Below are 25029 nucleotides of genomic sequence, written 5' to 3'. Positions count from 1 at the left end.
CCTAGTCCGCAACCTCAGAGGAAACATCGACCAACAGGGCATCTAACAATGCGAGAAGCTTCGCGCGAATCGGCGCAGCATCCGCAGCAAGCGCCCGCTGCCTCGCTACGTACTCAGCTTTGCCCTCTGGCGTCTCAACCGGCACAACACCAAAGCCCAGCCCCCGGCAGTCATAAGGGGAAGCCTCCATATCCAACGTGCGCGCCTTAACCGCCAACTCAAACGCATCCAGCAACAGCTCACCGGGAACAACCGGGCCCATCTTCGCCGCCCATTTGTACAGATCCATAGACACATGGACGCAGCCAGCCTGATCGTTAGCAGCCTGCCCATCACGCGTCAGCACCCTCAAGTTCAACGGCTTGGCGGCAGGGGTAAAGAAACGGTACGCATCAAAGTGGCTGCACTTTATCTGGTGTGCCTCAACCACCGCATCAGTGCCGTCAGGGCCTAGCCGCAACGGCAAATCATGGCGCGGCGTATCCCGATAGACCATCGCCCACTCATGCATGCCGAAGCAGTCAAAATGTGGCGTGCGCTGCTCAGTTTCCCGCAACAGCTCCCGGATACGTTGCATGTCCCGGCCGCGTTTGGCAAGGAACTCGGTGGGGTTGAAGGGGGCGTTGAATGGGGCGTCGATAAGCAGAAAGCCCAACCCCGGATGCCACCGCTCAAGCTGGCTGGCCCGAACCGGATAATACTCAAAAAGGAAATCCCATACCGAGTGCTTCTCGCCGCGAGTACGACGCTGGCGATGCGGCACCGTATACCGCCTCGCACGCTCCAGGTGAGCAGCCTGGCGTACCTGCCACACTTCCGGTGCGAGGCTAATCGTCTTCATGCGTCCAGTCGGTCACAGTGCCCACATACTCCTCAATAATGTCTTCGAGCGCGGCGACACCCACCAGCTCACCATCCACACGCACCTGCGCCATATGCGCCGAGCGACGGTGCATGCTTGTCAACGCGTCATCCAAAGACTGCGCGCCATCCACAATGCTCAACGGGCGAATCCGGTTGACCGGAACAAGCACACGATCATCCTCAGCCGCAAGGAAATCCAAAATATCCTTCACATGCACATAACCAACCAGCACGCCCGGCGCGCGCTCAACCGGGTAACGCGAAAAGCCGGTCTCACGCACCGCCTCTTCAATATCCGCAAGGCGAATACCACGTGGGTGGTACGCAAGGGTGCGCACCTCATCCAACGGAATCATCACCTCAGTGACGCTGCGCGACTCTGTACGCAACGCGTTAGCCAAACGACGCGTCTCCTCCGCATCTAATAGCCCTTCCTCACTGGACTCACGGATCATCGTGGCAAGCTGCTCCTGATCCACCGTGGACTCCAGCTCATCACGCTGCTCAATGCCAAACGCGGCAAGCGTCTTGCGCGCCACCCAGTTCATCGCCTCCAGCAGTGGGCGTGTCAGACGCATCCACACGGAAAAAGTTGGCACCAGCAGCATCGCGGTCCTCTCAGGGCCGGCAATAGCAATGTTCTTCGGCACCATCTCACCCAACAAAATATGGAGGAACGAGATAATAATGAGCGCGATGACAAAGCTGATCGGGTGCAACAACTCTGACGGCAGAGTCATAGCTGCAAACGGCACTTCGATGTAATGGGCAATCGCAGGCTCAGCTACCTTACCCAGAATTAGGGACGCCACAGTGATACCAAACTGCGCACCCGCCAAATAGATCGACAGGTGCTCCGTGGCGTAAAGCACGCCCTTAGCTTCCCTCTTGCCTTGAGCCAAGAGTGACTCAAGGCGGTCGCGGCGCGAAGACACCAGTGCAAACTCCGTCGCGACGAAGAATGCATTTGCCAACAGAAGGACGACAATCAGCAAAACTGCAGTCAGAATGTTCACTGCGCACCGCCTTCCTGAAGCGCCGCCGCTTGCTTCGGTGTGACAGGGGACAAGATGGCGCGCTCCACACGGCGATCATCCATCACCGTCACGCGCGCCACCCAGAAAGCGTCGCTGACGGTTTCTAACTCCTCCTGGAAGCTCGTCGCCGTGAACTGCGGCAGCACAACTTTATCGCCAACTTCCGGAATGCGGCCAAGTGCCGACATGATCAGGCCGCCAAGCGTTTCGTAGGGGCCGTCCGGGGCGACGTAGCCAGTTTTCTGTGTGAGCTCATCTAGACGCACAAGGCCCGCAACCTCCCAGGAAGTGCCGAAGCGTTGGAAGTCGCGCTCGGACTCTTGGTCGTCGTATTCGTCGTAGACTTCGCCGAGGATCTCCTCAACCACGTCCTCAATTGTCACAAGCCCTTGGGTACCGCCGTACTCGTCGGCTACCAACACCACCTGGGAGCCGGCGGAACGCACGCGGTTAAGCACGGCGTCTCCATCGAGCGTGCCAGGCACAAACGGCACTGGGCGCGCCATGGAGGCGAGCTTGGTGGTGCTGCGTGCCTCCCGCGGGACGTTGAACGCGTCCTTGATATGGACCACGCCGATCGTGTCGTCCAGATCACCGCGACGAACTGGGAAGCGCGAGTGGCCCGACTCCTGGGCTAGCGCAATCAGATCGGCTACGGTGTCTTCAGCGTCCAGTGCTTCGATGGTGGAGCGCGGTGTCATCACCTCTTCTGCAGTGGTCTCACCGAAGCGCAGCGAGCGATCAATAACCGCAGCTGTGTCCGCATCTAGACCGCCTGCCTCGGCAGAGTTGCGTACCATCGCGCCAAGCTCCTGGCCCGAGCGCGCCGACGCTAACTCATCCGCCGGCTCAATACCCACCTTGCGCACAATCCAGTTAGCCGAAGAGTTCATGGCCTTGATAAACCATTTGAACACCACGTTAAACGCATTCACCGGCGGTACGACAATACGGGCGGTGTGCAGGGGTTCGGTGATCGCGATGTTTTTAGGCACAAGCTCACCGAACACCATGGAAAGCACAGTGGCCACCAGAAGCGCAAGCACCAAGGCAACAGGGCGTGAGGCGCTTTCGCTCAAGCCGACAAGCTCAAGGAGAGGGGTGAAAAACTTGCCCAAGACCGGCTCTGCCAAGAAACCGGAAGCAAGGGTAGTCACGGTGATGCCCAGCTGCGCACCGGACAAAACGAAAGACAAATTGCTGTGGCTGCGTGCAATGGCACGAGCCCGTGCGTCACCCTTTTCACGCACGTGCGCCTCAATAGTGGAGCGCTCAAGGCCCGTCATAGCAAACTCAATTGCCACGAACAAGCCAGTTGACGCGGTTAAGAGAATAAACGCGATAAGAGCGAGGATAGATATGAATATGTCCATGGTCTGGTGCTAGCGCGAGCGCTTTAGCGTGAGGGTTTCCTCCTACGTTGCTGGTTGTTGCGACGCTGGTTATTTCGGCGCCGGTTATTTCGGCGCCGGTTTGGTTGTGTTCTGCCTGAAGACCGCGCGGGAGCTGCAGCACGCTGAGGCTGACCTGGCGGTGGCAATGGTTGCCCTTCTGGCTTTGTTGCCCCAGTAATTCTAATCAGTTCGGGGCTCATGGGCTGTACTTGGACCTCCGGCGCGTATACACCCGCCTTCTTCAATAACGACGCCACTTCTTTGCGTTGCTCATCCATGACCAACGTCACTACTGTGCCCGTGGTGCCCGCGCGGGCAGTGCGCCCAGCGCGGTGCAGGTACGCCTTGTGCTCAGCGGGCGGGTCGATGTGGACGACCAGCGAGACATCATCAATATCGATACCTCGCGCCGCAATATCAGTGGCCACCAGCACAGGCGTCGAGCCGTCCGAAAAACCATCGATGGCACGGGTGCGAGCACCCTGCCCCTTATCGCCGTGCAACCCTTGGGCGTGAATGCCCACGCGGCGCAGCTTCTTCACCTGCCGGTCCACGCCGTGCTTGGTGCGCATGAACATGATCGTTTTGCCTGCACGCGCCGCGATCTGGGTGACAATCTCCGCACGCGTGTCTCGATTGCCAACCAGCAGCCGATAGTGTTCCATCGTGTCCACAGCGGCCTCGACTGGGGCGGTGGAATGGGTGACAGGGGAGTGCATGTACCGCGTGACCAGTTTGTCAACGTCTGCGTCCAAGGTGGCGGAAAACAGCAGTCGCTGCCCACCCTTCGGCGTCATGTCAAGCAGTTTGCGCACTTGTGGGATAAAACCCATGTCTGCCATCTGGTCGGCCTCATCAAGCGCGGTGATCTCCACGCGATCCAGCTGCAGATAGCCCTGATTGACTAGGTCTTGGGCGCGGCCAGGGGTGGCCACCAAAATATCTACCGGTGCTGCGAGCGCGCGGATGTGGTGGTTGATGTTCACACCGCCCACAACCTCGATAATCCGCAATCCAAGCGCGCCTGCGGGTTCTTCCAGCCGCTCCCGGATCTGGGTGGCCAGCTCACGCGTTGGTGCCAAGATAAGTCCGCGGGGGTTCCCGCTTTTCGACGGCGCGCCTTCCAACCTCGCCGCCATCGGCAACCCAAACGTAAACGTTTTGCCAGAACCAGTCGGACCGCGGCCAAGCACGTCCTTGCCCGCGAGCGCGTCCGGGATCGCCGCCTCCTGGATAGGAAACGCATCTGTGATGCCCTGCTTGTGCAGGACACGAACAATATCGCGAGGCAGGCCGAGGTCGGCGAAAGAAGTCATTACGAAGATTCTAGTAGGACAACTCTTCTCGGTCACCCGACCACGCGGTGTGGAAGCTACCTTCCATATCAACGCGGCGGTAGGTGTGAGCGCCAAAGAAGTCGCGCTGGCCCTGAATCAGCGCTGCCGGCAGACGCTTGGAGCGCAGCGAATCGTAGTAGGACAGGGAAGATGCGAACACGGGCACGGGTAGGCCGAGGCGGGTGGCAGCGACCACGATACGTCGCCAAGCATCCACAAGCCCCTTTTCCAGCTCACCCTTGAAATAAGGGTCAAGCAGCAGGGAGGCAAGCTCCGGGTCACGCTCATAGGCTTCGGTGATGCGGTTGAGGAACTGAGCGCGGATGATGCAGCCCCCACGCCAGATACGAGCCAGATCACCCGGCTTGATGTTCCAGCTGTACTCCTGGGAGCCCGCGTTGATCTCATCGAAGCCCTGGGCGTACGCCACCAACTTAGAGGCATAGAGCGCGCGGCGTACATCTTCCACAAACTCCTCGCGAGACACACCCAGCGACTCAAGCGTGGCCGCATCACCCGCAGGCAAGTTCGCGTTCTGGGCGGCTTCACGCTGCGCAAGCGCCGAAGACAACGCGCGGGCAAACACCGCTTCGCCAATACCGGTTACCGGCACGCCCAAGTCAAGGGCCTCTTTGACCGTCCAGCGGCCGGTGCCCTTTTGCCCAGCGGCGTCCACAATGATGTCAATAAACGGCTTGCCAGTACGCGCGTCCACCTGGCGCAGCACCTCAGCGGTGATCTCAATCAAATAGGAATCTAAATCACCCTTGTTCCACTCCGTGAAAATCTCCGCGATCTCCACAGGCTCAAGACCCGCCGCGTAACGCAGCAAGTGGTACGCCTCACCGATGACCTGCATATCCGCGTACTCAATGCCGTTATGCACCATCTTCACAAAATGGCCAGCGCCATCAGGGCCAATGTGGGTCACGCATGGAGTGCCATCCACCTTTGCGGAAATATCCTCCAGCAGCGGGCCCAAAGTCTCCCAAGACTGCGCTGGACCGCCCGGCATAATCGACGGCCCACGCAACGCACCCTCTTCACCGCCAGAAATACCGGCGCCAACAAAGTGACGGCCTGTGGCTGCAACCTCTCGCTCCCGGCGAATCGTGTCCGTGAACAGTGCGTTACCGCCGTCAATGATGATGTCACCCTCATCCATCGCCTCAACCAGCTGCGCGATCACGGCATCTGTCGCAGCACCCGCCTGCACCATGATGATTGCCTTGCGGGGGCGCTCAAGCGAGGCCACAAACTCCTCGATCGTCTCAGCCGGAATGAAATTGCCTTCATGGCCAAACTCCGCAACCACCGCGCGCGTCTTTTCTGGCGAACGGTTATAGATAGCGACGGTGTGGCCTTTCGAAGCGAAGTTACGCGCCAGGTTGGAGCCCATCACGGCCATACCAACAACGCCGATCTGAGCAAGGGAAGCATCCGAAGCAAGTGGGTTAGTCATGCAGCACAGTCTACGTTGCCGGATAAAGCGGGAGCGTTTCCGACTAGCCCATAAACCCCAACGCCATCCGTATAGTGACCGACATGGAAATTGCAGAGATAAACCGGATGAATACCGGATTCGCCCAGACCATTGGCATGGAAGTCACCGCCTGCTCCGAATCGGAGATCAAAGCTCACATCGAGGTGGGTCCTGAGCACCTCCAACCCGCAGGCATTGTCAACGGCGGCGTCTATGCAGCCATCGGCGAGACGCTGGGCAGCCTTGCAGCCATGTTCACCAGCCAAAAAGCAGCCGTGGGTATGAACAACAACACGGACTTTCTTCGTCCAGTGACTTCCGGCCGCATCGAGGCCGAAGCCATCCCAGTCCACATTGGCCGCACCACGCACCTGTGGCGCATCGAAATGCGCAACAACGACAAGCTGGTGGCAATCACCAACCTGAAGTTGATGATCAAGGGCTAGCTACTCAGGCTAGAGCCAGTGGTTCTTCCGGAACCACCAGAACATCAGCGCCATCGCGCTAAGCATTACTAACAGTGCGGCTGGGTAGCCAAACGTCCAACCTAACTCGGGCATGTTCTCAAAGTTCATGCCGTAAATACCAGCAATAAGTGTCGGCACAGCGGCCATACCAACCACTGCCGAGATCGTGCGCATGTCGGCGTTTTGCTGCATGCTCACCTTCGCTACCGAAGCGTTTAGCAGGGAAGACAGACGCTCATCAAAGCCCGAAACGTGATCCGAGGCAATTGTTGCGTTGTCCTGCACGTCGCGGAAGTAGGAGCGCAGCGCTTTGCGCACCATGTCTTTGTTATTGGTCAGGCCGTTTCGAAGTGCAGGTGCCAGTGGATCAATTGCGTGGCGCATCTCCAAGATCTCACGCTTGTAGCTGTAGATCTTGTCAATATTAATCTGGCGCTTCGGCGTGAACACTTCGTTTTCCAGCTCATCCACGTCCTGGCTGAGATACTCCGCAACCCGCAGATAGTTGTCCACCAGATAGTCCGCCACAATCCACGCAACCGCACTCGGGCCGAGGACAACCAAGTCTTCCTCCGCCTCCAACTGGGCAGTCAGATCCGGCAGTGGGGCGTTGTGACGAATGCTCACCGCAAAATTCTGGCCCGTAACCACCTGCACCTCACCGGTGGAAATGATCTCGCGGGCGTCCACAACCTCTTCGTCGTCACGGTAGTGCACGGAGCGCACAACCATGAACAACTGCTCGTCGTAGCGTTCGATCTTGGGACGCTGGTGGGCGTCCAACACATCGTCCACAATCAGGTCATCAATATCAAAGATGCCTGCAAGTCGCTCCATCTGATCTTCTGTAGGGGACTTCAGCGACAGCCACACAAACGCATTCTCGTGCTGCTGCACAATCTCCATCGCCTGGTTGACGCGAATGCTGCCAGGCAAGCGCTTGCCGTCTACAAACACGCGGCAAAAATCCATCGCGCGCTCAATAGGAACCCGGATGGGGGTGGTCGAAGGGGGCTCAGGTCTTTTTGGTCGCGGTCGCGTAAGTGGAATGCGTGGCGGCATGGGCTCCAAGCCCCCTTTCATTGGATCAAGGGGAGGGCGCTCCCGAGGCGCTCTCAACGTAATAGGTGATACTACGCGCAGACCCCGGGTTAGAAAACTGTCAGGCCACGGGAACGAAATACCGAACGCACATGCCCCAAGGATTCCGCTGATGGGGGAGTCGTGTCTTCCAACTGGTAGTCCAGTCCAATCTTCTTCCACTTATCCGCGCCCATGTTGTGAAAGGGCAGCACCTCCACACGCTCAACGGTGCCTTTCCAGCGTGCGACGATGTCAGCGACCTTTTGTACGTTGTCTTCACCGTCCGTCAGGCCAGGCACAAGCACGAAACGTACCCATACTTTTTTGCCCTTTGCGTGAAGACGGTCACCGAAATCAATCGTCGGCTGCAACTGCCTTTCGGTGACGTGCTCATAGGTGGTGGGATCACCGGATTTCACGTCCAAGAGGAACAAGTCGATGTTGTCCAAGTCCTCGTCCGTCAGTCGTGCCCCCAAATAACCAGAGGTATCAACCGTGGTGTGCACGCCCGCGTCGTGCACCGCCTTGAGCAAACGGCGGGTAAACGCAATCTGGAACAGTGGCTCACCACCTGACAGGGTGAGTCCGCCACCGGAAGCGTTGAAGATGGACTTATAGCGTAGGACGCGTTTGACCACCGCGTCGATATGCTCCAAAGTGCCCTCTTTCATCTCCATCGTGTCCGGATTGTGGCAGAACTTGCACCGCAGCGGACAACCAGAGAGAAACAGCGTCAGGCGGGTGCCCGGGCCGTCAACAGCAGTCACCAGCTCCCAAGAGTGAATCAGACCGATCTCGCCGGTGCGGCGAGCGTCGAGCAACTCAGGGCGAGTGATTTCCAAATCATCGGTGGATAACCCACCTAAACCGGCAGCGACGCCGCGCACCCGCTCACCCTGCTCGGGCTGAAGAGTGACAACGCCGCTGGTGCCATCAAAAGCCATTTACGCACCCTGGTGGAAAGTACGAGAAATGACGTCGCGCTGCTGCTCCTTCGTCAGCTTGACAAAGTTCACGGCATAGCCGGAAACACGCACCGTCAGGTTCGGGTAGTTTTCGGGGTGCTCCATGGCGTCTTCAAGCGTGGACTCGTCCAACACGTTGATGTTGGCGTGGTACAGGCCAGACTCCATGTTGTTTGCAGCACGGTTTGCCTTCATGGAGGCGAGGCGCTCATCAAAAGTAGGGGTAGACATTGGTACAAATACTCCTTTTTTAAGTGAAGTTGGGGATTAGGCGGGTTGGATGGTCGTGTCGGCGTTGTCCATGATGAAGCCAGCATCCAAGACACCAACCAGGTTCTTGACCTGCTCTTCCTTGTTGCGACCCAAGCCGGTAGGCGTGATGGTGTTGGTCAGCGAAATACCGTCCAGCGCATCGTTGTAGTCCAGCTTGCCTACCGAAAGCATGGAAGCAACCATGCCGTGGTTATCGGCGCCGTTCTCCGGGTTTGCGCCCGGCGCGAACGGGGTGCCAGCCTTGTGGCCAGACGGGAACGAACCGGTGGCCTTGCCGTAGACAACGTTGGAAGTAATGGTCAGCACGGACTGCGTCGGAATAGCGTCGCGGTACATCGGGATCGCCTTGATCTTCTGCATCACGGTGTGCACCACGGTGGCGGCGATATCGTCTGCACGGTCATCGTCGTTGCCGTAGAACGGGAACTCACCCTCGGTGATGTAGTCCACCACCAAGCCAGTCTCATCACGAACCGGGTAGACCTTGGCGTACTTAATCGCGCTGAGTGAGTCAGCCACAATGGACAGGCCTGCAATACCGCAGCCCATGGTGCGGATGATGTCAGAGTCATGCAGTGCCATCTCGATGGATTCGTATGCGTAGCGGTCGTGGCAGTAGTGGATGATGTTCAGCGCCTCAACGTAAGTGCCGACAACCCAATCGAGCATCTCCTCGTACTTCTGCCAGACCTCGTCGAAGTCCAGTGGGCCGTCGCCAAGAATCGGCGTGTGGTCGCCGTCGGTGATTTGCTTGCCGGTGACTTCATCGCGACCGCCGTTAATGGCGTACAGCAGCGACTTCGCTGCGTTTACGCGCGCGCCGAAGAACTGCATCTGCTTGCCTACCTGCATAGGAGAAACACAGCAGGCAATCGCGGCGTCATCGCCCCACTTGTCACGAATCTGCTTGTCAGACTCATACTGCAGCGACGACGTCTCAATGGAGATCGCGGCGCAAAATTCCTTGTATCCCTCAGGCAGCTGCGGGTCCCAGAAGATCGTGATGTTCGGCTCCGGGGCAGGGCCAAGATTGCGCAGCGTCTGCAGCAGACGGAACGCGGTCTTGGTCACCTGGTGGCGGCCGTCTTCGGAGAAACCCGCGTCCGTCCAGGTAGCCCAGTACGGGTCGCCGGAGAAAATCTGGTCATAGTCCTCGGTGCGCAGGAAACGCACGATGCGCAGCTTGATTACCAACGCATCAATGATTTCCTGAGCTTCGACCTCGGTCAGCGTTCCATTAGCCAGGTCACGCTCAAAGTAGGCGTCCAGGAAAGGGGAGAGGCGGCCGATGGACATAGCGGCACCGTCCTGGCTCTTGACCGATGCCAAGTAGCCAAAGTAGGTCCACTGCACGGCTTCCTTAGCGCTCTGAGCTGGCCCGGAGATGTCAAAGCCATAGTCCGCCGCCATCTTCTTCAGCTTCTTCAGCGCCTTGATCTGCTCGGCGTGCTCCTCGCGGTAGCGTGCCCAGTGCTCGGAGAACCCGTTAGCAAGGGAGGCGTCCTTGGCCTGCTGCTTTTCCTCAATGAGGAAATCAACGCCGTATAGAGCCACGCGACGGTAGTCGCCGATAATGCGGCCGCGGCCATAGGCGTCCGGCAGACCTGTGACGATGTGCGAGGAACGTGCTGCACGGATGCGGGGCGTGTAGATGTCAAACACCGCGTCATTGTGTGTCTTGCGGTAGTGGGTGAAGATCTTCTTCACATCCTCGTTGACCTCTTTACCGGCCTCCTTGATTGCCTGCTCAACCATGCGCCAGCCGCCGTTCGGCATCATTGCGCGCTTGGTTGGGGTGTCTGTCTGCAGGCCAACAATGACATCGTCATCGTCGGAGATGTAGCCCGGAGCAAATGCGTCGATGTCTGCAGGCGTGTCCGTATCCACGTCATATACACGGCGTTCACGCTCAACAGCGAGGTAGGTTTTGTCCAGGTAGTCCCAGAGGCGACGCGTCTTTTCGGTAGCGCCTTCAAGGAACGAAGCGTCCCCGTCGTACGGGGTGTAATTGCGCTGCACGAAGTCGCGGACGTCAATTGTTTCCATCCACGGGCCCGGGGTGAAGCCTTCCCACGCTTGGTGTTGGATTTGCGGCTGAGTAGAAACTGTCACAGTTGCACGGTCCTTCTCTTGACTATTGAAGTGATCCTGCGGCTGCGCTTGGGCATTTCCCGCTTGACGACGCCACGCGCGTGCCGCTCACCCCCAAGTATAAAGAAACTCACGCCCATTAGGTAATACGAATATCGTGACGTTGGGCACAGAAAACCCGCCCTCGTGATGAGAGCGGGGGAGCTGAGTACTACTAGCCTCGGCTACTTTTTGGTCTCGCTGTTTTCGCGTGCCGTGCGCTGCAGCAACTGGCCATTCGTGGTGACCAGGTTGTAGCGACGCGAATTCAGCGCATTGAGCAGCCACGTGAACGAGGTGACCACGCGGTTGCGCAGACCCTGCAGGAACTGGACGTGGACGAACAGCCACATCAGCCAACCGATGAAGCCGGTGAACTCCACCTTGCCCATCTTCACCACAGCGTTGAAGCGGGAGATGATCGCCATGGAACCCTTGTCGAAGTAGCTGAAGGGATCACGCTGATCCGGCTCCACGCCGTGCTCAACCTGCTCGGTGATGATCTTGGCTACATACTCGCCAGACTGCATAGCCACCTGGGCAACGCCCGGAAGCTTGTTCAGGCTCATCATGTCGCCGATGATGAATACATTGCGCTTGTCTCCCACGGAGCAATCCGGGTTGACCTGGACAGTGCCGTTACGGTTGACCTCAACGCCGGTCTGCTCAGCCACAATGCGACCCAGCGGGGAAGCCTCAACACCAGCGGACCAAATCTTGGTTGCAGCCTTGACGGTCTGCTCCTCACTGGTCTTGGTGTCCTTGTACGTCACGGACTCTGCGTCCACATTGGACACAAGCGCGTTGAGGATCACGGTTACGCCTTCGCGCTCCAGCTGACGCTGAGCCTTCTTGCCCAGGCGCTTGCCAAATGGCGGGAGGACCTGCGGCATACCGTCGATAAGCACGATCTTGGTCATCTCCGGGCGGAAAGTGAACTGACCCTGCTCGAAGGAGCGGTGAGCCAACTCAGAAATCTGGCCGGCCAACTCAACACCGGTCGGGCCAGCACCCACGATGACAAAGGTCAGCAGCTCCTCGCGCTCCTCAGGCGTTGAAGCCAGCTCGGCACGCTCGAAAGCATCCATGATGCGTGCACGGACCTCAAACGCGTCATCCAAGGTCTTTAAGCCCGGTGCGAACTCAGCGAAATGGTTGTTGCCAAAGTATGACTGGCCAGCACCAGCAGCAAGGATCAGCGAGTCGTACGCGTAAACACGCTCCTCGCCAGCGTCTACAGCGCTAACCGTCTGAGCATCCGTATCAATATCTGTAACCTCACCGCGCATAACCGTCAGGTTGTCAATGTTGCGGGTGAGCTGACGCAGCGATACCGCGATCTCGCCAGAAGACAAAAGACCAGTTGCCACCTGGTAAAGCAGCGGAGCAAACAGGTGGTGGTTAGTACGGTTGATAAGCGTCACGTCCACATCAGCGCCAGCAAGTTTGCGGGCTGCTTGAAGGCCGCCGAAACCGGCACCGACGATCACTACGTGGTGGCGGTTTCCGGTAGGGCGATATGGCGTTGCTGCCATGTTAAAGCACTCCTTGTAATTGAAGCTGAAAATACCCCGGTAAATACTACGCCCTCATCCCGGGTTGCAGCACAGTGAGGGCACTTAGCGGCACTAAGGTGGCTGTAATGACAGTCAACAGCGCCGCAGATCACCTTTCGAGGGTGGATGCATCCGCATGGCCTGGAGTGGCTACGTCACCTCGCCTTCGTGGCGCCGCGGTGCGATCACGGCGCGCGGAGGCTGCATTTGCTAAGGCCGCGTCCCAGGCGGGGCTTGCTCTTGATAGCGACGCCCCTGCGCTCGTAGTGACCCACGCGGATGTGTTTACGCGGATTGCGGCAAGTGGCTGGATTGGTCTTGCGGAAGGCTATCTGGCAGGAGAGTGGGAGACGATGGGCTCCGACGCTCTAGTTGACGTACTGCGCGGCCTGATCTCGGCAAAGTACTGTCCAAAGACCCCACGGGTTTCAACCGGCAGTTCGGCTGATGAGCTACCGGCAGACCTGATTAGCCACTTCTCCGGCGACGGTGTTAGCCCATTTCAAGGGCATTTTTTGACTGGTGTGCCTACCACGCAGCGCGAGCTCAAGAAGTCGTATGTGCGCGGCGCGGGCCACAAACATGAACCAGCAAAGCATTTCGTCGATGTGACGGAATTCGCCACACCGATGGATGCTGGGCGTGAGGATCTCAGCGATGCACAGGCCCGCAGTGCAGCGATGCTTCTTGACGCCGTGCATGCGGCAACAGGCACCCACCTGCAGATTCGTCCTGCGGCAGGTTCTGCGCTGGCGGTTGCGGCAAGTCGTCGTGGCGTGACTGTGGACTGTGTGGCAAATTCTGAGCAAGCGGCCGCTGAACTGCGCGAACACCTCACATTTGCCGGTGTCGCGGACGCTGTGCGCGTTGAGACTGCGGGCGAGGTGACCCACGGCGCGTATGACGCGATTGTGAGCGTAGAGCACCTTGAGACGCTGCCGGACAAGGCAAAGGGGCAGTTCCTGCGCTTGATCGACCAGTCCTTGGTTCCAAGCGGTGTGGTGTCTATACAAACTGTGGTGTGTGTGGAGAGGCTGCCGTCGGCAGCCATGTCGGCACTCGAATCGCTGCGGGCGTACATTTGGCCGGGCTTAAGCTTTTCGACGTCACACGACATCGCCAAAATCACCGACCGGAACACCGGACTGCGCATTATTGCGGAGACGCGGGCACCTGAGCACCTGGCCGAATCATTGGCGTTGCAACGGCGAACCTTTGAGGGCAACCTGCGTGACGCAGCCGCCGATGGGTTCGATGTTGTTTACCGGCGTCTGTGGATCTGGCAGCTGGCGCTGCGCGAGGCGCTAGCGCGGGAGGGGATGTTGAGCTTGTCGCAGCTGACCATGGTGCGGCGCAGGAGGCGCGGGCGCTAACGCTGGAGCCTAACCCTAGGGGCGTGACCGCACTGGCGTTACTTGACATAATGTACATTATCGGACAAATTCCGATATTGGGTGCACGGTCGCACGGTGCAGCCATGTACCCCTATTAACGTAACGTGACGTTAAGTCTGGCTATTTGGCCAGGTTGATACGGATGTTGATTTCGCCTTCCTCGGCTATCTTCGCCGCGACGAACTCCGGCGTGTCCACGCCGTAATCCAGACGATTGATGGGAATGTCACCCGCGATGATCAAGTTCTCGCCAGAGCGTGCAACCTCAAACGTCTGCGTTACTGAGTTGGTCGTGCCCATGATGGTCAGATCGCCCGTAAGCGTGACTTCGCCAACGTTGCCGTCTGTGGGCAACTCGCTGACGTCAACAGGCTCAGTGAGCTCAAACGTGGACTCCGGGAACTGATCAGTATGGAAAATCTTGCGGCGCACATTGTTATCACGCACATCGCTGTCCGTGGTGATGTTGGTCATGTCCACCGTGATCTTGCCTGCGGTCAGTGTTCCGGCCTCAATGGTCGCGTGACCCGTTATGCCATTCGTGGAACCTGAGGTCTCCCTACGTTCACCAGGCAGCACCTCATTGAATGTGAAGCCAGCTGCCGATCGGTTTGCGTTTGGGCGGTTAGACACGCTCCATTCGCCATCAATCTCCGTTGAACTTGGCTTCAGGGCCGAATGATCGATACCTTCTGTTTTTACACCACTGCCAAGCATGTTGATTGCCAACGGAACAAATGCAATGAGCAGCGCAAATACGGCAAATATGGATACTGCCGCGATCAGGACCTTTTGTTTCGTCTGCACCTTCTACCTCAGCTTTTCAATGTGTGTGGCCAGCTCGACCAATTCGTCACAGAGGTGACGAATATCGTCTGCCTCAGCACCTTCCGCCGCTGCCGTTGCAACATCCTCCGCCGCACACTTGAGCGCATACAGCTCATCACGGAGCTCTCCTACGCGCTCTGGGCGCAACACAACGGAGCCTTCAGCAACCGCGGTACCAGCAATATTATGCCGTTGCTCATACGCACGCTGCTTGCAACTGGGGCTGCAGTATTTCCTTTTCCTGCCTCTCCCCTCCTGCGGCGCCAGCTCTTTACCGCACCACTGACAAGCAGGTGCGGCCCTGTCGGGAAAATTGGTCTGGGCTGCCACGTGCAAATATTCTAGTACAGCTGGGAACAATCCTTGAAGCTTCCTCGTTATACTTAATCGATCGCAATAATCGTTGCAGCAAAATGAAGGGACTGTGAGAGCATGGCAGATCGCGTGTTGCGCGGCAGCCGAATGGGCGCTGTGAGCTACGAAACGGACCGCGACCACGACCTCGCGCCGCGTCAAATGGCCAAATACAAGACCCCCAGCGGAGAGGTCTACGAGGTGCCTTTCGCGGACGATGCCGAGATTCCCGAAGAGTGGATGTGCAAAAACGGCCAGATCGGCATCCTGATGGAGGGTGAAGGCGTCGAAGCGAAGCCAGCCAAGCCGCCACGCACCCACTGGGACATGCTGCGGGAGCGCCGCAGCATCGAGGAGCTAGATGTGCTTCTAGAGGAGCGTTTGGAGCAGCTGCGCAAGCGTCGTCGTAACGCAGCGCGCATTGCCAAGGAGCAACAGGCCGCTAACGGCCAGTAGTTACGCGCTTCAACTCGTGCTTAGCCAGGTTGGTGAACTCACCAACCGCCGCAACGCCGTCACCGACAAGGTTGGCGGCGTTTTTTGGTGCCTTAGCCAGCGGCGACATCTGCAGCTCGTGCTTCGCTAGCTTGTACATCTCCCAGACCGTGTCGGCAGTCTTCTCAGCTGCGGAGCCCAAGCGCTCACCCGTACGGCTCAGGGCGGAGTGTTCAAACTCATGCTGAGCAAGCGCCCCAACCTCTTTAAGCAGGTTGGCTACAGAGGTGGCTTTCTCCGCAAGCCCCCACTTGGTCACCTCAGCCAAGGAGGTTGCCGCGAAGCTTGCATTCAGCTTGGACTCCCCTAGCGTGCGGTCCTCAAACGTAATCGGCACTTCACGGACATCGAAGCCTGCCTGGCCCGCCTTGTGCACAATCTCCGCCTGGAAGATGAAGCCCTTCGGCGAAAGCTCGTTGAGATCTAGCTGCTCGAGCACCTCGCGTCGAAACGCGCGGTAGCCTGCCGTCAGGTCGTTGACATCCTCCCCCAGCGCCGCGGAGATGTAGCGGTTGCCCAACTTTGACAGCAGATAACGCTGCTGTGGCCAGTTGGTGACCTCGCCGCCGTCCACGTAGCGAGAACCGATAGCCAGGTCCGCTCCGTCTTCGATTGCCTCCAGCAGCCGTGCAAGCTCCTCCGGGGCGTGGGAGCCATCTGCATCCATCTGGCAAATGATTTGGTAGTCGCGCTCGAGCGCCCAGCGGAACCCGGCGCGGTAGGCAGCCATCAGGCCATCTTTGGTGGTGCGGTGGAGCACGTGGATGATGTCGTGGGCTGCCGCCAGCTCGTCTGCAAGCTTTCCGGTACCGTCGGGCGAGTTGTCGTCCACAACCAGGACGTCAACATCGGGGGCAGCCTCAATGACTCTGCGGGTAATCAACGGGAGGTTTTCCACCTCGTTGTAGGTGGGGATGATTACCAGAGTCGAATTCGACACGTCGGAAGCTCCTTTAGACTTAAGCATTGTTCAAGTTATTTAACATTTGCAGCATACTCGCGACGCGTCAGTAGCGCCGTCGCAGTACCCGCCAACACAAGCAGCCACTCCAACACCGCACCAAAGCGCGCAGCCAGAGTCAGGCCAGTGCGAAGCGGCAGTGCTTCTACAAGGTGGTTAGCCTCAAAAATCTCCGTCTGCTGGGAGACAGCACCATCCGGGTGCACAATGGCAGACACACCCGAGGTGGCGGCGACAACGACCGCACGGTCTAACTCAATGGCCCGCATCCGGCTCATCGCCAGTTGCTGGTAGGTCATGTCGGTGAAACCGAAGGTGGCGTTGTTCGTCGGCGTTGCCAAGATCTGTGCGCCGTTTTTCACCGCCATCCGGTACGCCGGGTCCTCCGCTACCTCGTAACAGGTGGCCACACCTAAGATGGTGGTAGCGATTCGTACCACACCTGGTCCGTCACCGGGCTTGAAGTCGCCCGCTAGGTCCACCAAATCAGAGAAATTGCGGAAGAAATCCCGCATCGGCATGTATTCCCCAAACGGCTGGAGGAAACGCTTGTGGTGCATGTCTCCAGGACCTGTAACCGGATCGAAGACGACTTGAGTGTTGCGCGCCCCAACCTCGTCGCGAGTCAGCGTGCCAACCATGATCGGTGCCCGCACAGCCTGCACAGCGGAGTCAATGAGCTCGGCTGCCTCAGCGTCTGTAAACGGATTCACATCGGATGAATTCTCCGGCCAGACAACAAAGTCAACATGCGTGCCAGCAAGCTTCAGCGTTTCGTTGACGTGGTTGGCCAACACCGCGCGACGCTGCGCGTTGAAATCCAGACCGAGCCTTGGCACGTTGCCTTGCACTGCGGCAACCGTGACCTCATCGATGGTTTTTGCCGGGGAGTTAACCCCCAACCAGCCCGCCAAGCCGAGCAGCAGAGGTGCAATGACGCCCGCCGCCGCAAACACACGAGCACGTCCCGAACGAAGCATCAGCGCGCACAGGCTAGCGCCAACAATCACTGTGGCGCAGGTAACCAGCGCGGGTCCACCCCACGCTGCAAGCGGCGCTAGCGGGCCGTTGATCTGCCCCCAAGCAAGGCGAACCCAGGCAAAGCCACCAAAAGGGACAGAAGAACGGATGAACTCCACCGCCACATAAACAAGCGCAAATGCGAAAAAGCCGTAACGGGTGCGCGCCACGCGCACTCCAAAGATGCCGGTCAAAATAGCGTAGAGCGCCATCGTGATGCTCAGCGCAATATACGGCATCGCCCCGACAAACTCACCGATCCACGGCAACAGGTAGAGGTAACACACAAGCCCGTGCGTGAACCCGAGCAGCGCACCAAAAGCAGCACTCGGGCGCTGCTGCGCAGCACCGGCCAGCCCAATCTTGCCGGTTACCTTCGGCGACCACGGTGAAAGCGCCAAGAACAACAGCGCAATGCCGACAATGGCGCACCACCAGTAGCCATGCGGTTCATAGGACAAATACACCAGCCAGCCGGCAAGGGCCGCCAATGTGGCGCGGTACAACGCCAGCACCTAGTCGTCCCCCATCCGGTACCACTTTTCCAGCTCCTCGGCGTCGATAACCTCGTGGGAGGTGTCCTTTTCCGGGGTGAACGTGCCGTAGCTGGTGCGATAGCGAGACATCGGAGCCGACTCATAAACACGCATGCCCACTTGTTCAATGTCGCGTCGAACACGGGCCGAAAGCACGCCGCGGATCAGCGCACGCGTAGGCGGCAAAATTAACAGCAACCCCACAACCGAGGACATGAACCCCGGCACGACACACAGCGCCCACCCCGCCAACAGCAGCGCGCTATCGCCTGCCAAGCGGCCAACGGATGAGCGCCCTTGAGCTGCGCGCGCCAAGGCAGCGCGAAGCGACAAGCTGGCGGCGAACGCCCCCAACGCCATCAACGCTAGAACTAAAAGAAGCGCCCAACCCACCCCGATTGTCTTGGCAACTCCCCAAAACGCCAGCATTTCAACGGCAAAATACGCAAACATAAGCAGCGGCATGTGCCATAGGCTACCCGCCAAGCTGTGCAAGCAGCCAACGCACATCCCGGCTGAGCCACGCAAAATATGGCCCGAAGTGGTTCATGCCGGTACGCCCCAGGATGCGCGGCATTCGTCGCGTATGCACATCCACACCCCAGGCAGTGCCAAGGGCGGTGACGGTTGGGTGGGGCACGAGGTCGTCGAAAAGCGAAGCCCACAAGCGGATCGGGATACGCGGCGGGCGGCGTAAGCCAAGCCGGGATGCTTCAAGGTGAGCAGAAGTCAACGGCAACTCCGCCAAAAGTTCTGCCATGGATTGGCCAGTGGTCGTCCACTTGCTGGTCCGCGTCCACGGCCTGTGTAACACCGCGCCTGCCGCACACACCTGCGCGCCGAGCATGACCGCGCGCACCCCCTCCGCGCTCAAGAACGGAGTAATTTCGGCAGCAATGCCCTCGTCAGCAGCCATCAGGGCTGCAAGCGCATACAAAATGACTACCGATGACATTGCCCCATCAACATGGTCCAGCATGGCAATCAGATCCGCCGGTGGCGCACCCACCACAGCGCCAAGCGGCTGCAGCCCAGGGGTGTACTCCGGCTCCTCTAACCAGGCACCTACCGCGCCTCCACCCTGGGAAAACCCCCACAGGCCAAGGTTGGTGGTATCTACCCCAAGCTCGGATGCGGCCCGCACCGCGTCGGCCAACGCACGCGCCGACGTGATGTGGTCGCAGTACAGTTGAACGTTGTCTTCAGGATCACGTGGGTAGTCCGTGACCACGACGTTGACACCACACGCCAACAGCAGATTGATCGCCGGCTGCTCGTAGGCCGCGATCGCATCGAACGGTTTGCGCCGGGTGCCGAAACCAACGGTGCAGGTGTACGAAGGGTCACAACGCGGCGCCACCCCTTGTGTCGACGGCGCAAACGCCACTGTGGGCGCCTCACCGTCACCCCGCCACGTCGAATGTGAGCGAAACACTGCCCCAGTAGCGCTTAGGACGCGGCTTTCGCGGTCACTGGTTGCGTAGCTAATGCGCCAAGCATCGGCCGGATTCATCCGACCGCCAAGTCCCACCGGTCTGATCGCCTCCGCGGTCAAGAGCGCTCCCGGGCTCACGCCAGCAAGCCAGGTTGCTCTAGTGAATTGCGGGTTAGTGCGTGGCGGAGGCCTAAACACGCTTCCCACCAGCCCCAGCGCTGTGCGTGTGATCGGTGTAAACAAGCCTTTTACCTTGGCATATGGCGCCAGATGGGGCGAGGCACAAGGCACATAATGAAGGCCAGCAACGCCAGCCGGCCTGGAATCCACACCGTTTGGCTGCGACCGCGGTTTGCGGCGGCCACAACCGCCTCGGCCACTACATCCGGGGTCACGGACATGATCGCGGGTTTCATCCCGTGAGTCATTTTGCCGATGACAAACCCCGGCCGCGCGGTGATCAGGTGCAGCTTACTGCCATGCAAGCGATCCGCCAGGCCTTGGCAGAACGCATCCAGCCCCGCCTTCGTGGAACCGTAGACGTAGTTTGCGCGCCGAACGCGCCAGCCAGCGATGGAGGAAAAGGCGAAGATTTCGCCGTGCTTCATCACGTCTGCCAGTACGGTGAGCATGCTGACCTGGGCGAGGTAATCCACGGTGGCAATGCGTACGGCTTCCTGTTCGTCGTGCTCAGCCAGTGCCTGGTTGCCCAGGATGCCAAACGCCACGACGGCGGTGGTGAGGTTGTCCACCGATTCAACAAGCGCACGGTGCGAATCCAGATCAGTTGCCTCAAACTCCACCATGCGTACGCTGCTGGCACCAGCATCGAGCAGTTGCTTTTTGACGCCCACGCCAACCGCCACATCCCTTAGCGCACACACCACATCGCGGCCTCTACACATGCGCCGTGCAATCTCACCGCCAATATCGCTGGTTGCGCCGAGGAGCAAAATCGTGCCCTGACTTAGCATTCGAGTTCCTTTGAGGCGTTGTTCAGTGGGCGTGCGCCTGTATCAGTCAGCGTGACAATATCTTCGATGCGGACTCCGAACTGACCGTTGACGTACACGCCGGGCTCGATGGAAAAGACCATACCTTCCTCAAGGACTAGGTCCGAGCCGGCGATGATGAAGGGTTGCTCGTGGATCTCCAGGCCAATGCCGTGGCCGAGGCGGTGGGAGAATTCGTCTCCAAAGTCGGCTGCTGTAATGATGTCGCGGGCGACCGCATCTAGTTCACCAGCAGTCATCCCCGGGCGTGCGGCGTTGACAGCTGCCTGCTGCGCTTCGAGCACCACCTGGTAGGCGCACTGAAACTCCGGTGAGGCTACAGCGCCCGGCACCACGTAAGTCCGTGTGCTGTCGGAATGGTAGCCGGTGTCAAGTGTGCCACCGATGTCCACCACCACCGGATCGCCTGGTTGCAAGACACGGTCAGAGAAATCGTGGTGCGGATTTGCACCGTTGGGTCCAGAGCCGACAATGACAAAGTCAACCTCGGCATGCTCCCGGCGGATAAGCTGCGCGAGCTCGGCGGCAACCTCGGCCTCTGTCCGCCCGGCGACAAGAAGCGCGGGAACCTGCTCGTGCACCCGGTCGATGGCGGCGCCAGCCTTGGCCAGCTCCGCGATCTCTGCCGGATCCTTGACCATGAACATGTCTGCGAAGCGCTGCGACATCAGCCGGGTTTCATCCAGCACAGCCTGAAGACCAAACACGTGATCCGCGGTCAGCGTACGGCCAAGCTCTGTGAGGCCACCTGCAATCTCAGCTATGGCGGTATATGGGTTTTCGCCGTCGCGCCACGATTTCACGGTCACGCCCGCAAGCGTTGGCAAGGAGGCTGCATCGGTTGCCGGGGCGATAATCACCTGGGAATCAGCCGTAAGCACCAGCGCCGTCAAGCGTTCATGCGAGAAAAACTCATGCCCAGTCAAGGCGTTCAACTCCGCACCAACGCCGATAACGAGGGCATTGGCGTCGGATTTCGCTATCTCTTCCTGGAGCGTTCGACGGCGTTTTACGTAGAACTCCTCAGCAAACAAAGTCATGGCCACAATCGTAGGGCGCTAGCATGGTCGCGTGTCCGTTTCCCCCGCCCATCTCGTCCGGCTCCACAGTGCCAACAGTTACTGCACCGGCACACTCGTCGCACCAGACGTGGTGTTGACCTGCGGACATTTCTTCATTCCGCTGCTGGCCAAACTTCGCAGCGTCACGTGTTTGATAAGCAGTGAGCGACGGCGAATCGAGGAGCTCTATCTCTTCCCCGGCACTGACATTGCGCTTCTCACCCTTAGGCAACCGGTTGAGGTAGCAGCATTTCCCACGATTGGGCGAGCACCGGCGCCGTTGACTCAAACGGTTACCTTCGGCTTTGGCGGCGGCGCACGCACACCAAACGTGCGCGCCGGCAGATACCTCACGCCGCTTCCCATAGCGGTTTCGCGCGCAGGCTACACCCGCGTCAGACCCGCGGGTCTCGTGCTCAGCGGCGCGATCAAAGGCGACTCCGGCGGCCCCATCGTCGCTAACGGCAGCATTTTCGCCGTCCAGTCCCTCATCCTAGACCCGTTTGGCATAAACCTTCGCTTGGCGACGGCGGCGTTAGTGAGACCACGCGTCGTCGACAAGCTTGAAGCTCTTAAGCGCCGATAGCGACCACGCCGCGTCGCATAGCATCGATAGCCCGATTGGCGTTCTTGCGGATCGTATCGCTATAGCCCGTGTTGTGAATCTGCTCCAGCACATCGATCACCTGGCGGCACCAGCGCACAAAGTCGCCCGCGGACAACTCCGCGCCCGACTCCGCCGCAGCTGCCATGGCGTAGCCTAACGGGGCACCAGCAGTCCACTGATGCACCGATAAGGCAAAACCAGCCTCCGGCAAGCGCGTCAACGGCAAGCGGTGGCGCTGCTCATCCGCAGACAACTCGTTGTAAACCCGCATCGTCTCATTCATCGCATCCGCCATCGCATCTGTGGCGGCCTCCGGATACCCACCGGTTGTCTTACGGTTCTCAAAGACCATCATTGAGGCAACACCAGCCAACTCCGCCGGATCCAACTCATCCCAAATACCACGCTTCAAACACTGCGCCACCAGCAAATCGGACACGTTGTGAATCCTGGCTAGGCGCTCGCCCTCCTGCGTTACGTGTGGCTCTCCGTCGCGCAGCTCCACATAATCCAGCTCCGTAAGCAGGCCGATAATCCGCTCAAAGGTGCGGCCAAGCGTATCCGTGGAACGATCCACCTGACGCTGGACGCGGGCAAGCTTGCGTTCCTCGCGAACCAACTGCTCACCAACGCGAGCCAGCAATTCGCGCTGCGGTGCCGGCCAATGGTGCGCGGGGTGTTGCCGAATTGCCTCTCGCAACGCGGTGACCTTCTTCGAGGGACGCACCCGCGCCTGATCTTTCATCCGCTTCGGGGCATGGAAATTGCTGCGCCTGAGCAGATCAACCACCTTGCGCGTGTGCTTGCGCGGCTGCTGCTGCATATGGCGAGGCACCTTGATACGGCCCACCACAATCGGCGGGTTGCGGAACATATCCGTGCTAATCCGCCCCGACCAGCCACGCTGGGTAGTCACCCACGGACGTGGGTCATCCTGCCTGCCCGCTGGCTGCACCACCGCGGCAAGCTCCGGCATCTTCTTGCCCGGAATCGCAACCACTTCGCCTACCTGCAGGCGGCCAAGGATCTTGCGGGTTTCTACTTCGCGGTCATGCAGGGAAGTGCGGCGAGCCTCCTTCTCAGCGTCGCTGAGCTCACGCCGCAGTGTTAGGTACTCCACCAGCTGGTCGGCGGCATCCACGGTTTCGGCACCGGCAAGCGTTGCAACGTCGCGATCCAACTGCGCCCGCAGCTTTCGCACCTTCGCCTCGAGGCGCTCGATCTCGCGCACCTCCCCCACCACCGAACGGTCAGTCTGGAACTGGGCAAACGACTGCTCAATAAGGCGAATGGAGTCCTCGTAGCCGTTCATGCCCAGCATGTTGATCGCCATGTTATAGCCCGGCGTAAACGGCGAAATCAGCGGATAGGTTCGGGTGGACGCAAGGCCCGCAACCTCACGAGGATCCATCGCCGGCGCCCACTGCACCACTGCGTTACCGATGGGGTCAATCCCGCGGCGGCCCGCACGCCCCGTCAGCTGCGTGTACTGACCAGGGGTTAAGTCCACGTGCGCCTCGCCGTTGAACTTCACCATCTTTTCCAACACCACGGTGCGCGCAGGCATGTTAATTCCCAGCGCAAGCGTCTCGGTGGCAAAGACCACCTTGACCAGGCCGCGCACAAACAGTTGCTCCACAACGTGCTTAAACGCCGGCAACATGCCAGCGTGGTGTGCCGCAAATCCACGGGTCCAAGCGGTGCGCACTTGTCGATAGTTCAAGACTTCGAGGTCTTCTTCGGGGATGTCGGCAACCCCGGCGTCGATAATCGCCCGGATCTGCTCCTGCTCCTCCGGGGTAGTCAACTCCTTGCGGGAGCGTAAGCACTGGAATAAGGCGCCGTCGCAACCTGCGCGCGAGAAGATGAAGACAATCGCCGGCAACATGTCGCGCCCCTGCAACGCCTGGACCATCTCCGGACGGCCAACTGGGCGCACCCGGTCCTGGGAGCGTTCGCGGCCGGAACGGCGGCCGTCGGCACGCGAGCGAAAGCCCCTGCCCTGCTCGTAGTCGGAACGCCCCTGGTCCCCCGCCCCCGCCTCAATGCGCGCAATGGCGCGCTCCAGCTCCCGGCTAACCTGATCTGACTCCGGCTCAAACAATGGAAACACCTTGCGGCCAACCATCATGTACTGGCTCAGCGGCACAGGCCGGTGCTCAGAGACAATCACTGCAGTGTCGCCCCGCACCGTGCTGAGCCATTCGCCGAACTCCTCCGAATTCGACACGGTTGCGGACAAGCCGATCAGACTCACTGAATCATCCAAGTTCAAGATGATCTCCTCCCACACCGCGCCGCGGTCCAGATCCGCCAGGTAATGGATCTCATCCATCACCACGTGGCTCAGTCTGTGCAACTGGGGAGATTCTGCGTAAATCATGTTGCGAAGCACCTCAGTGGTCATCACAACCACCTCGGCAGAGCCGTTGATGGAGACGTCCCCAGTCAGAAGACCAACGGCGTCTTCGCCATGTTCTGCGACCAGGTCGTGGTATTTCTGGTTGCTCAACGCCTTAATCGGCGTGGTGTAGAAGCACTTGGTGCCGCGGCTTAGCGCCAGTGCCACGGCAAACTCGCCCACCACAGTTTTGCCGGAGCCCGTCGGCGCGCACACCAGCACACCACGGTCCGCCTCTACTTCGCGGCAAGCATCAAGTTGGAAGGGGTCGAGCTTGAAGCTTTTCGACGCCACAAATTCACCCAAAAACGTCCCAGACATAGCTACTAGCGTAC

General features: G+C 59.4%; 21 protein-coding genes and 2 pseudogenes. 4 read left to right on the top strand and 19 right to left on the bottom strand.

The annotated features are described in order from the left end of the window. Position 1: 1 nt before the first annotated feature. The 5 genes from HMPREF3101_RS02395 to gndA are packed head-to-tail and all read right to left on the bottom strand — an operon-like array spanning position 2 to position 6094. Complete coding sequence (locus tag HMPREF3101_RS02395; protein ID WP_070462307.1) at positions 2-841, bottom strand: 3-methyladenine DNA glycosylase; 840 nt, start codon at positions 839-841, stop codon at positions 2-4. Further along, positions 828-1880 carry a hemolysin family protein gene (locus HMPREF3101_RS02390; RefSeq protein ID WP_070462306.1) on the bottom strand — a complete coding sequence of 351 codons (1053 nt, stop codon included), beginning with the start codon at positions 1878-1880 and terminating at the stop codon, positions 828-830. The genes HMPREF3101_RS02395 and HMPREF3101_RS02390 overlap by 14 nt, the downstream gene beginning before the upstream one ends. Further along, on the bottom strand, positions 1877-3274 hold the full coding sequence (locus HMPREF3101_RS02385; protein ID WP_070462305.1) for a hemolysin family protein: 1398 nt from the start codon (positions 3272-3274) through the stop codon (positions 1877-1879). Before HMPREF3101_RS02385 ends, HMPREF3101_RS02390 begins: the two co-directional genes overlap by 4 nt. 23 nt (positions 3275-3297) lie before the next feature. Then, positions 3298-4611 carry a DEAD/DEAH box helicase gene (locus tag HMPREF3101_RS02380; protein WP_070462304.1) on the bottom strand — a complete coding sequence of 438 codons (1314 nt, stop codon included), beginning with the start codon at positions 4609-4611 and terminating at the stop codon, positions 3298-3300. Positions 4612-4621: 10 nt separating this feature from the next. Beyond that, a complete protein-coding gene (gene gndA, locus HMPREF3101_RS02375) occupies positions 4622-6094 on the bottom strand; it encodes an NADP-dependent phosphogluconate dehydrogenase (RefSeq protein ID WP_070462303.1) in 1473 nt (490 codons plus the stop codon). 83 nt (positions 6095-6177) lie between these two features. Here gndA and HMPREF3101_RS02370 point away from each other — a divergent pair, with 83 nt between their 5' ends. Continuing rightward, complete coding sequence (locus HMPREF3101_RS02370) at positions 6178-6561, top strand: PaaI family thioesterase (protein WP_070462302.1); 384 nt, start codon at positions 6178-6180, stop codon at positions 6559-6561. A 9-nt stretch (positions 6562-6570) separates the two neighbouring features. Here HMPREF3101_RS02370 and HMPREF3101_RS02365 read toward each other — a convergent pair whose 3' ends face one another. The 5 genes and pseudogenes from HMPREF3101_RS02365 to HMPREF3101_RS02345 all read right to left on the bottom strand — a co-directional run bounded on the left by HMPREF3101_RS02365 (position 6571) and on the right by HMPREF3101_RS02345 (position 12568). Further along, the gene (locus tag HMPREF3101_RS02365; protein ID WP_070462301.1) at positions 6571-7644 is read right to left on the bottom strand and encodes a magnesium and cobalt transport protein CorA; all 1074 of its coding nucleotides are present in this window, start codon (positions 7642-7644) and stop codon (positions 6571-6573) included. An 89-nt stretch (positions 7645-7733) separates the two neighbouring features. Continuing rightward, entirely contained in the window at positions 7734-8609 is an 876-nt protein-coding gene (gene pflA / locus HMPREF3101_RS02360) for a pyruvate formate-lyase-activating protein (RefSeq protein ID WP_070462300.1), read from the bottom strand. After that, positions 8610-9209, bottom strand: a pseudogene (grcA2, locus tag HMPREF3101_RS12365) (autonomous glycyl radical cofactor GrcA2). It lies immediately after the preceding gene. Further along, a pseudogene (locus HMPREF3101_RS02350) lies at positions 9189-10949 on the bottom strand (pyruvate formate lyase family protein); the annotation flags it as partial. The pseudogenes grcA2 and HMPREF3101_RS02350, both read right to left, overlap by 21 nt. A 269-nt stretch (positions 10950-11218) precedes the next feature. Next, entirely contained in the window at positions 11219-12568 is a 1350-nt protein-coding gene (locus HMPREF3101_RS02345) for an NAD(P)/FAD-dependent oxidoreductase (RefSeq protein WP_070462297.1), read from the bottom strand. A 107-nt stretch (positions 12569-12675) separates the two neighbouring features. On the opposite strand from HMPREF3101_RS02345, the gene HMPREF3101_RS02340 reads away from it, so the two are divergent. After that, complete coding sequence (locus HMPREF3101_RS02340) at positions 12676-13962, top strand: SAM-dependent methyltransferase (protein WP_070462296.1); 1287 nt, start codon at positions 12676-12678, stop codon at positions 13960-13962. 141 nt (positions 13963-14103) lie between these two features. Here the strand turns inward: HMPREF3101_RS02340 and HMPREF3101_RS02335 are convergent, their stop codons facing one another. Continuing rightward, positions 14104-14790 (bottom strand): YceI family protein, encoded by a 687-nt coding sequence (locus HMPREF3101_RS02335; protein ID WP_070462295.1) that lies wholly within the window; start codon positions 14788-14790, stop codon positions 14104-14106. Positions 14791-14793: 3 nt separating this feature from the next. Continuing rightward, positions 14794-15141 carry a hypothetical protein gene (locus tag HMPREF3101_RS11640; protein WP_083280030.1) on the bottom strand — a complete coding sequence of 116 codons (348 nt, stop codon included), beginning with the start codon at positions 15139-15141 and terminating at the stop codon, positions 14794-14796. 102 nt (positions 15142-15243) lie between these two features. On the opposite strand from HMPREF3101_RS11640, the gene HMPREF3101_RS02330 reads away from it, so the two are divergent. After that, positions 15244-15621 (top strand): RNA polymerase-binding protein RbpA, encoded by a 378-nt coding sequence (locus HMPREF3101_RS02330; RefSeq protein WP_070462294.1) that lies wholly within the window; start codon positions 15244-15246, stop codon positions 15619-15621. Here the strand turns inward: HMPREF3101_RS02330 and HMPREF3101_RS02325 are convergent. From HMPREF3101_RS02325 to HMPREF3101_RS02300, 6 genes are all read right to left on the bottom strand, one after another. Beyond that, complete coding sequence (locus HMPREF3101_RS02325; protein WP_246816610.1) at positions 15608-16600, bottom strand: polyprenol monophosphomannose synthase; 993 nt, start codon at positions 16598-16600, stop codon at positions 15608-15610. The two genes, HMPREF3101_RS02330 and HMPREF3101_RS02325, sit on opposite strands and share 14 nt — an antisense overlap. A 35-nt stretch (positions 16601-16635) precedes the next feature. Next, positions 16636-18156 carry an apolipoprotein N-acyltransferase gene (gene lnt, locus HMPREF3101_RS02320; RefSeq protein WP_210386148.1) on the bottom strand — a complete coding sequence of 507 codons (1521 nt, stop codon included), beginning with the start codon at positions 18154-18156 and terminating at the stop codon, positions 16636-16638. Next, positions 18157-18642, bottom strand: coding sequence for an FxsA family protein (locus tag HMPREF3101_RS02315; protein ID WP_070462292.1), 486 nt, complete (start codon positions 18640-18642; stop codon positions 18157-18159). Between the two features lie 10 nt (positions 18643-18652). Continuing rightward, entirely contained in the window at positions 18653-19750 is a 1098-nt protein-coding gene (locus tag HMPREF3101_RS02310) for a lipase family protein (RefSeq protein WP_246816609.1), read from the bottom strand. A 110-nt stretch (positions 19751-19860) separates the two neighbouring features. Beyond that, positions 19861-20586, bottom strand: coding sequence for an SDR family oxidoreductase (locus HMPREF3101_RS02305; RefSeq protein WP_070462290.1), 726 nt, complete (start codon positions 20584-20586; stop codon positions 19861-19863). Beyond that, a complete protein-coding gene (locus HMPREF3101_RS02300) occupies positions 20580-21665 on the bottom strand; it encodes a M24 family metallopeptidase (protein ID WP_070462289.1) in 1086 nt (361 codons plus the stop codon). Before HMPREF3101_RS02300 ends, HMPREF3101_RS02305 begins: the two co-directional genes overlap by 7 nt. 31 nt (positions 21666-21696) lie before the next feature. Between HMPREF3101_RS02300 and HMPREF3101_RS02295 the strand changes: the two genes are divergently transcribed. Then, entirely contained in the window at positions 21697-22272 is a 576-nt protein-coding gene (locus tag HMPREF3101_RS02295) for a S1 family peptidase (protein WP_070462288.1), read from the top strand. On the opposite strand, the gene HMPREF3101_RS02290 is transcribed toward HMPREF3101_RS02295, so the two are convergent. Beyond that, the gene (locus HMPREF3101_RS02290) at positions 22259-25015 is read right to left on the bottom strand and encodes a DEAD/DEAH box helicase (protein ID WP_070462287.1); all 2757 of its coding nucleotides are present in this window, start codon (positions 25013-25015) and stop codon (positions 22259-22261) included. The genes HMPREF3101_RS02295 and HMPREF3101_RS02290 overlap by 14 nt on opposite strands. Positions 25016-25029 lie beyond the last annotated feature (14 nt).

The organism is Corynebacterium sp. HMSC29G08, from assembly GCF_001806875.1.
GTDB lineage: Bacteria > Actinomycetota > Actinomycetes > Mycobacteriales > Mycobacteriaceae > Corynebacterium.
Note: the sequence above shows the minus strand (reverse complement) of the source record. Positions and strands in the feature narration are given on the sequence as shown.

Coding starts and splice junctions, on each gene's coding strand:
- HMPREF3101_RS02395 (WP_070462307.1), bottom strand. CDS start 841: ATGAAGACGATTAGCCTCGCACCGGAAGTGTGGCAGGTACGCCAGGCT.
- HMPREF3101_RS02385 (WP_070462305.1), bottom strand. CDS start 3,274: ATGGACATATTCATATCTATCCTCGCTCTTATCGCGTTTATTCTCTTA.
- HMPREF3101_RS02380 (WP_070462304.1), bottom strand. CDS start 4,611: ATGACTTCTTTCGCCGACCTCGGCCTGCCTCGCGATATTGTTCGTGTC.
- gndA (WP_070462303.1), bottom strand. CDS start 6,094: ATGACTAACCCACTTGCTTCGGATGCTTCCCTTGCTCAGATCGGCGTT.
- HMPREF3101_RS02370 (WP_070462302.1), top strand. CDS start 6,178: ATGGAAATTGCAGAGATAAACCGGATGAATACCGGATTCGCCCAGACC.
- HMPREF3101_RS02365 (WP_070462301.1), bottom strand. CDS start 7,644: ATGCCGCCACGCATTCCACTTACGCGACCGCGACCAAAAAGACCTGAG.
- pflA (WP_070462300.1), bottom strand. CDS start 8,609: ATGGCTTTTGATGGCACCAGCGGCGTTGTCACTCTTCAGCCCGAGCAG.
- HMPREF3101_RS02345 (WP_070462297.1), bottom strand. CDS start 12,568: ATGGCAGCAACGCCATATCGCCCTACCGGAAACCGCCACCACGTAGTG.
- HMPREF3101_RS02340 (WP_070462296.1), top strand. CDS start 12,676: ATGACAGTCAACAGCGCCGCAGATCACCTTTCGAGGGTGGATGCATCC.
- HMPREF3101_RS02330 (WP_070462294.1), top strand. CDS start 15,244: ATGGCAGATCGCGTGTTGCGCGGCAGCCGAATGGGCGCTGTGAGCTAC.
- HMPREF3101_RS02315 (WP_070462292.1), bottom strand. CDS start 18,642: ATGCCGCTGCTTATGTTTGCGTATTTTGCCGTTGAAATGCTGGCGTTT.
- HMPREF3101_RS02305 (WP_070462290.1), bottom strand. CDS start 20,586: ATGCTAAGTCAGGGCACGATTTTGCTCCTCGGCGCAACCAGCGATATT.
- HMPREF3101_RS02300 (WP_070462289.1), bottom strand. CDS start 21,665: ATGACTTTGTTTGCTGAGGAGTTCTACGTAAAACGCCGTCGAACGCTC.
- HMPREF3101_RS02290 (WP_070462287.1), bottom strand. CDS start 25,015: ATGTCTGGGACGTTTTTGGGTGAATTTGTGGCGTCGAAAAGCTTCAAG.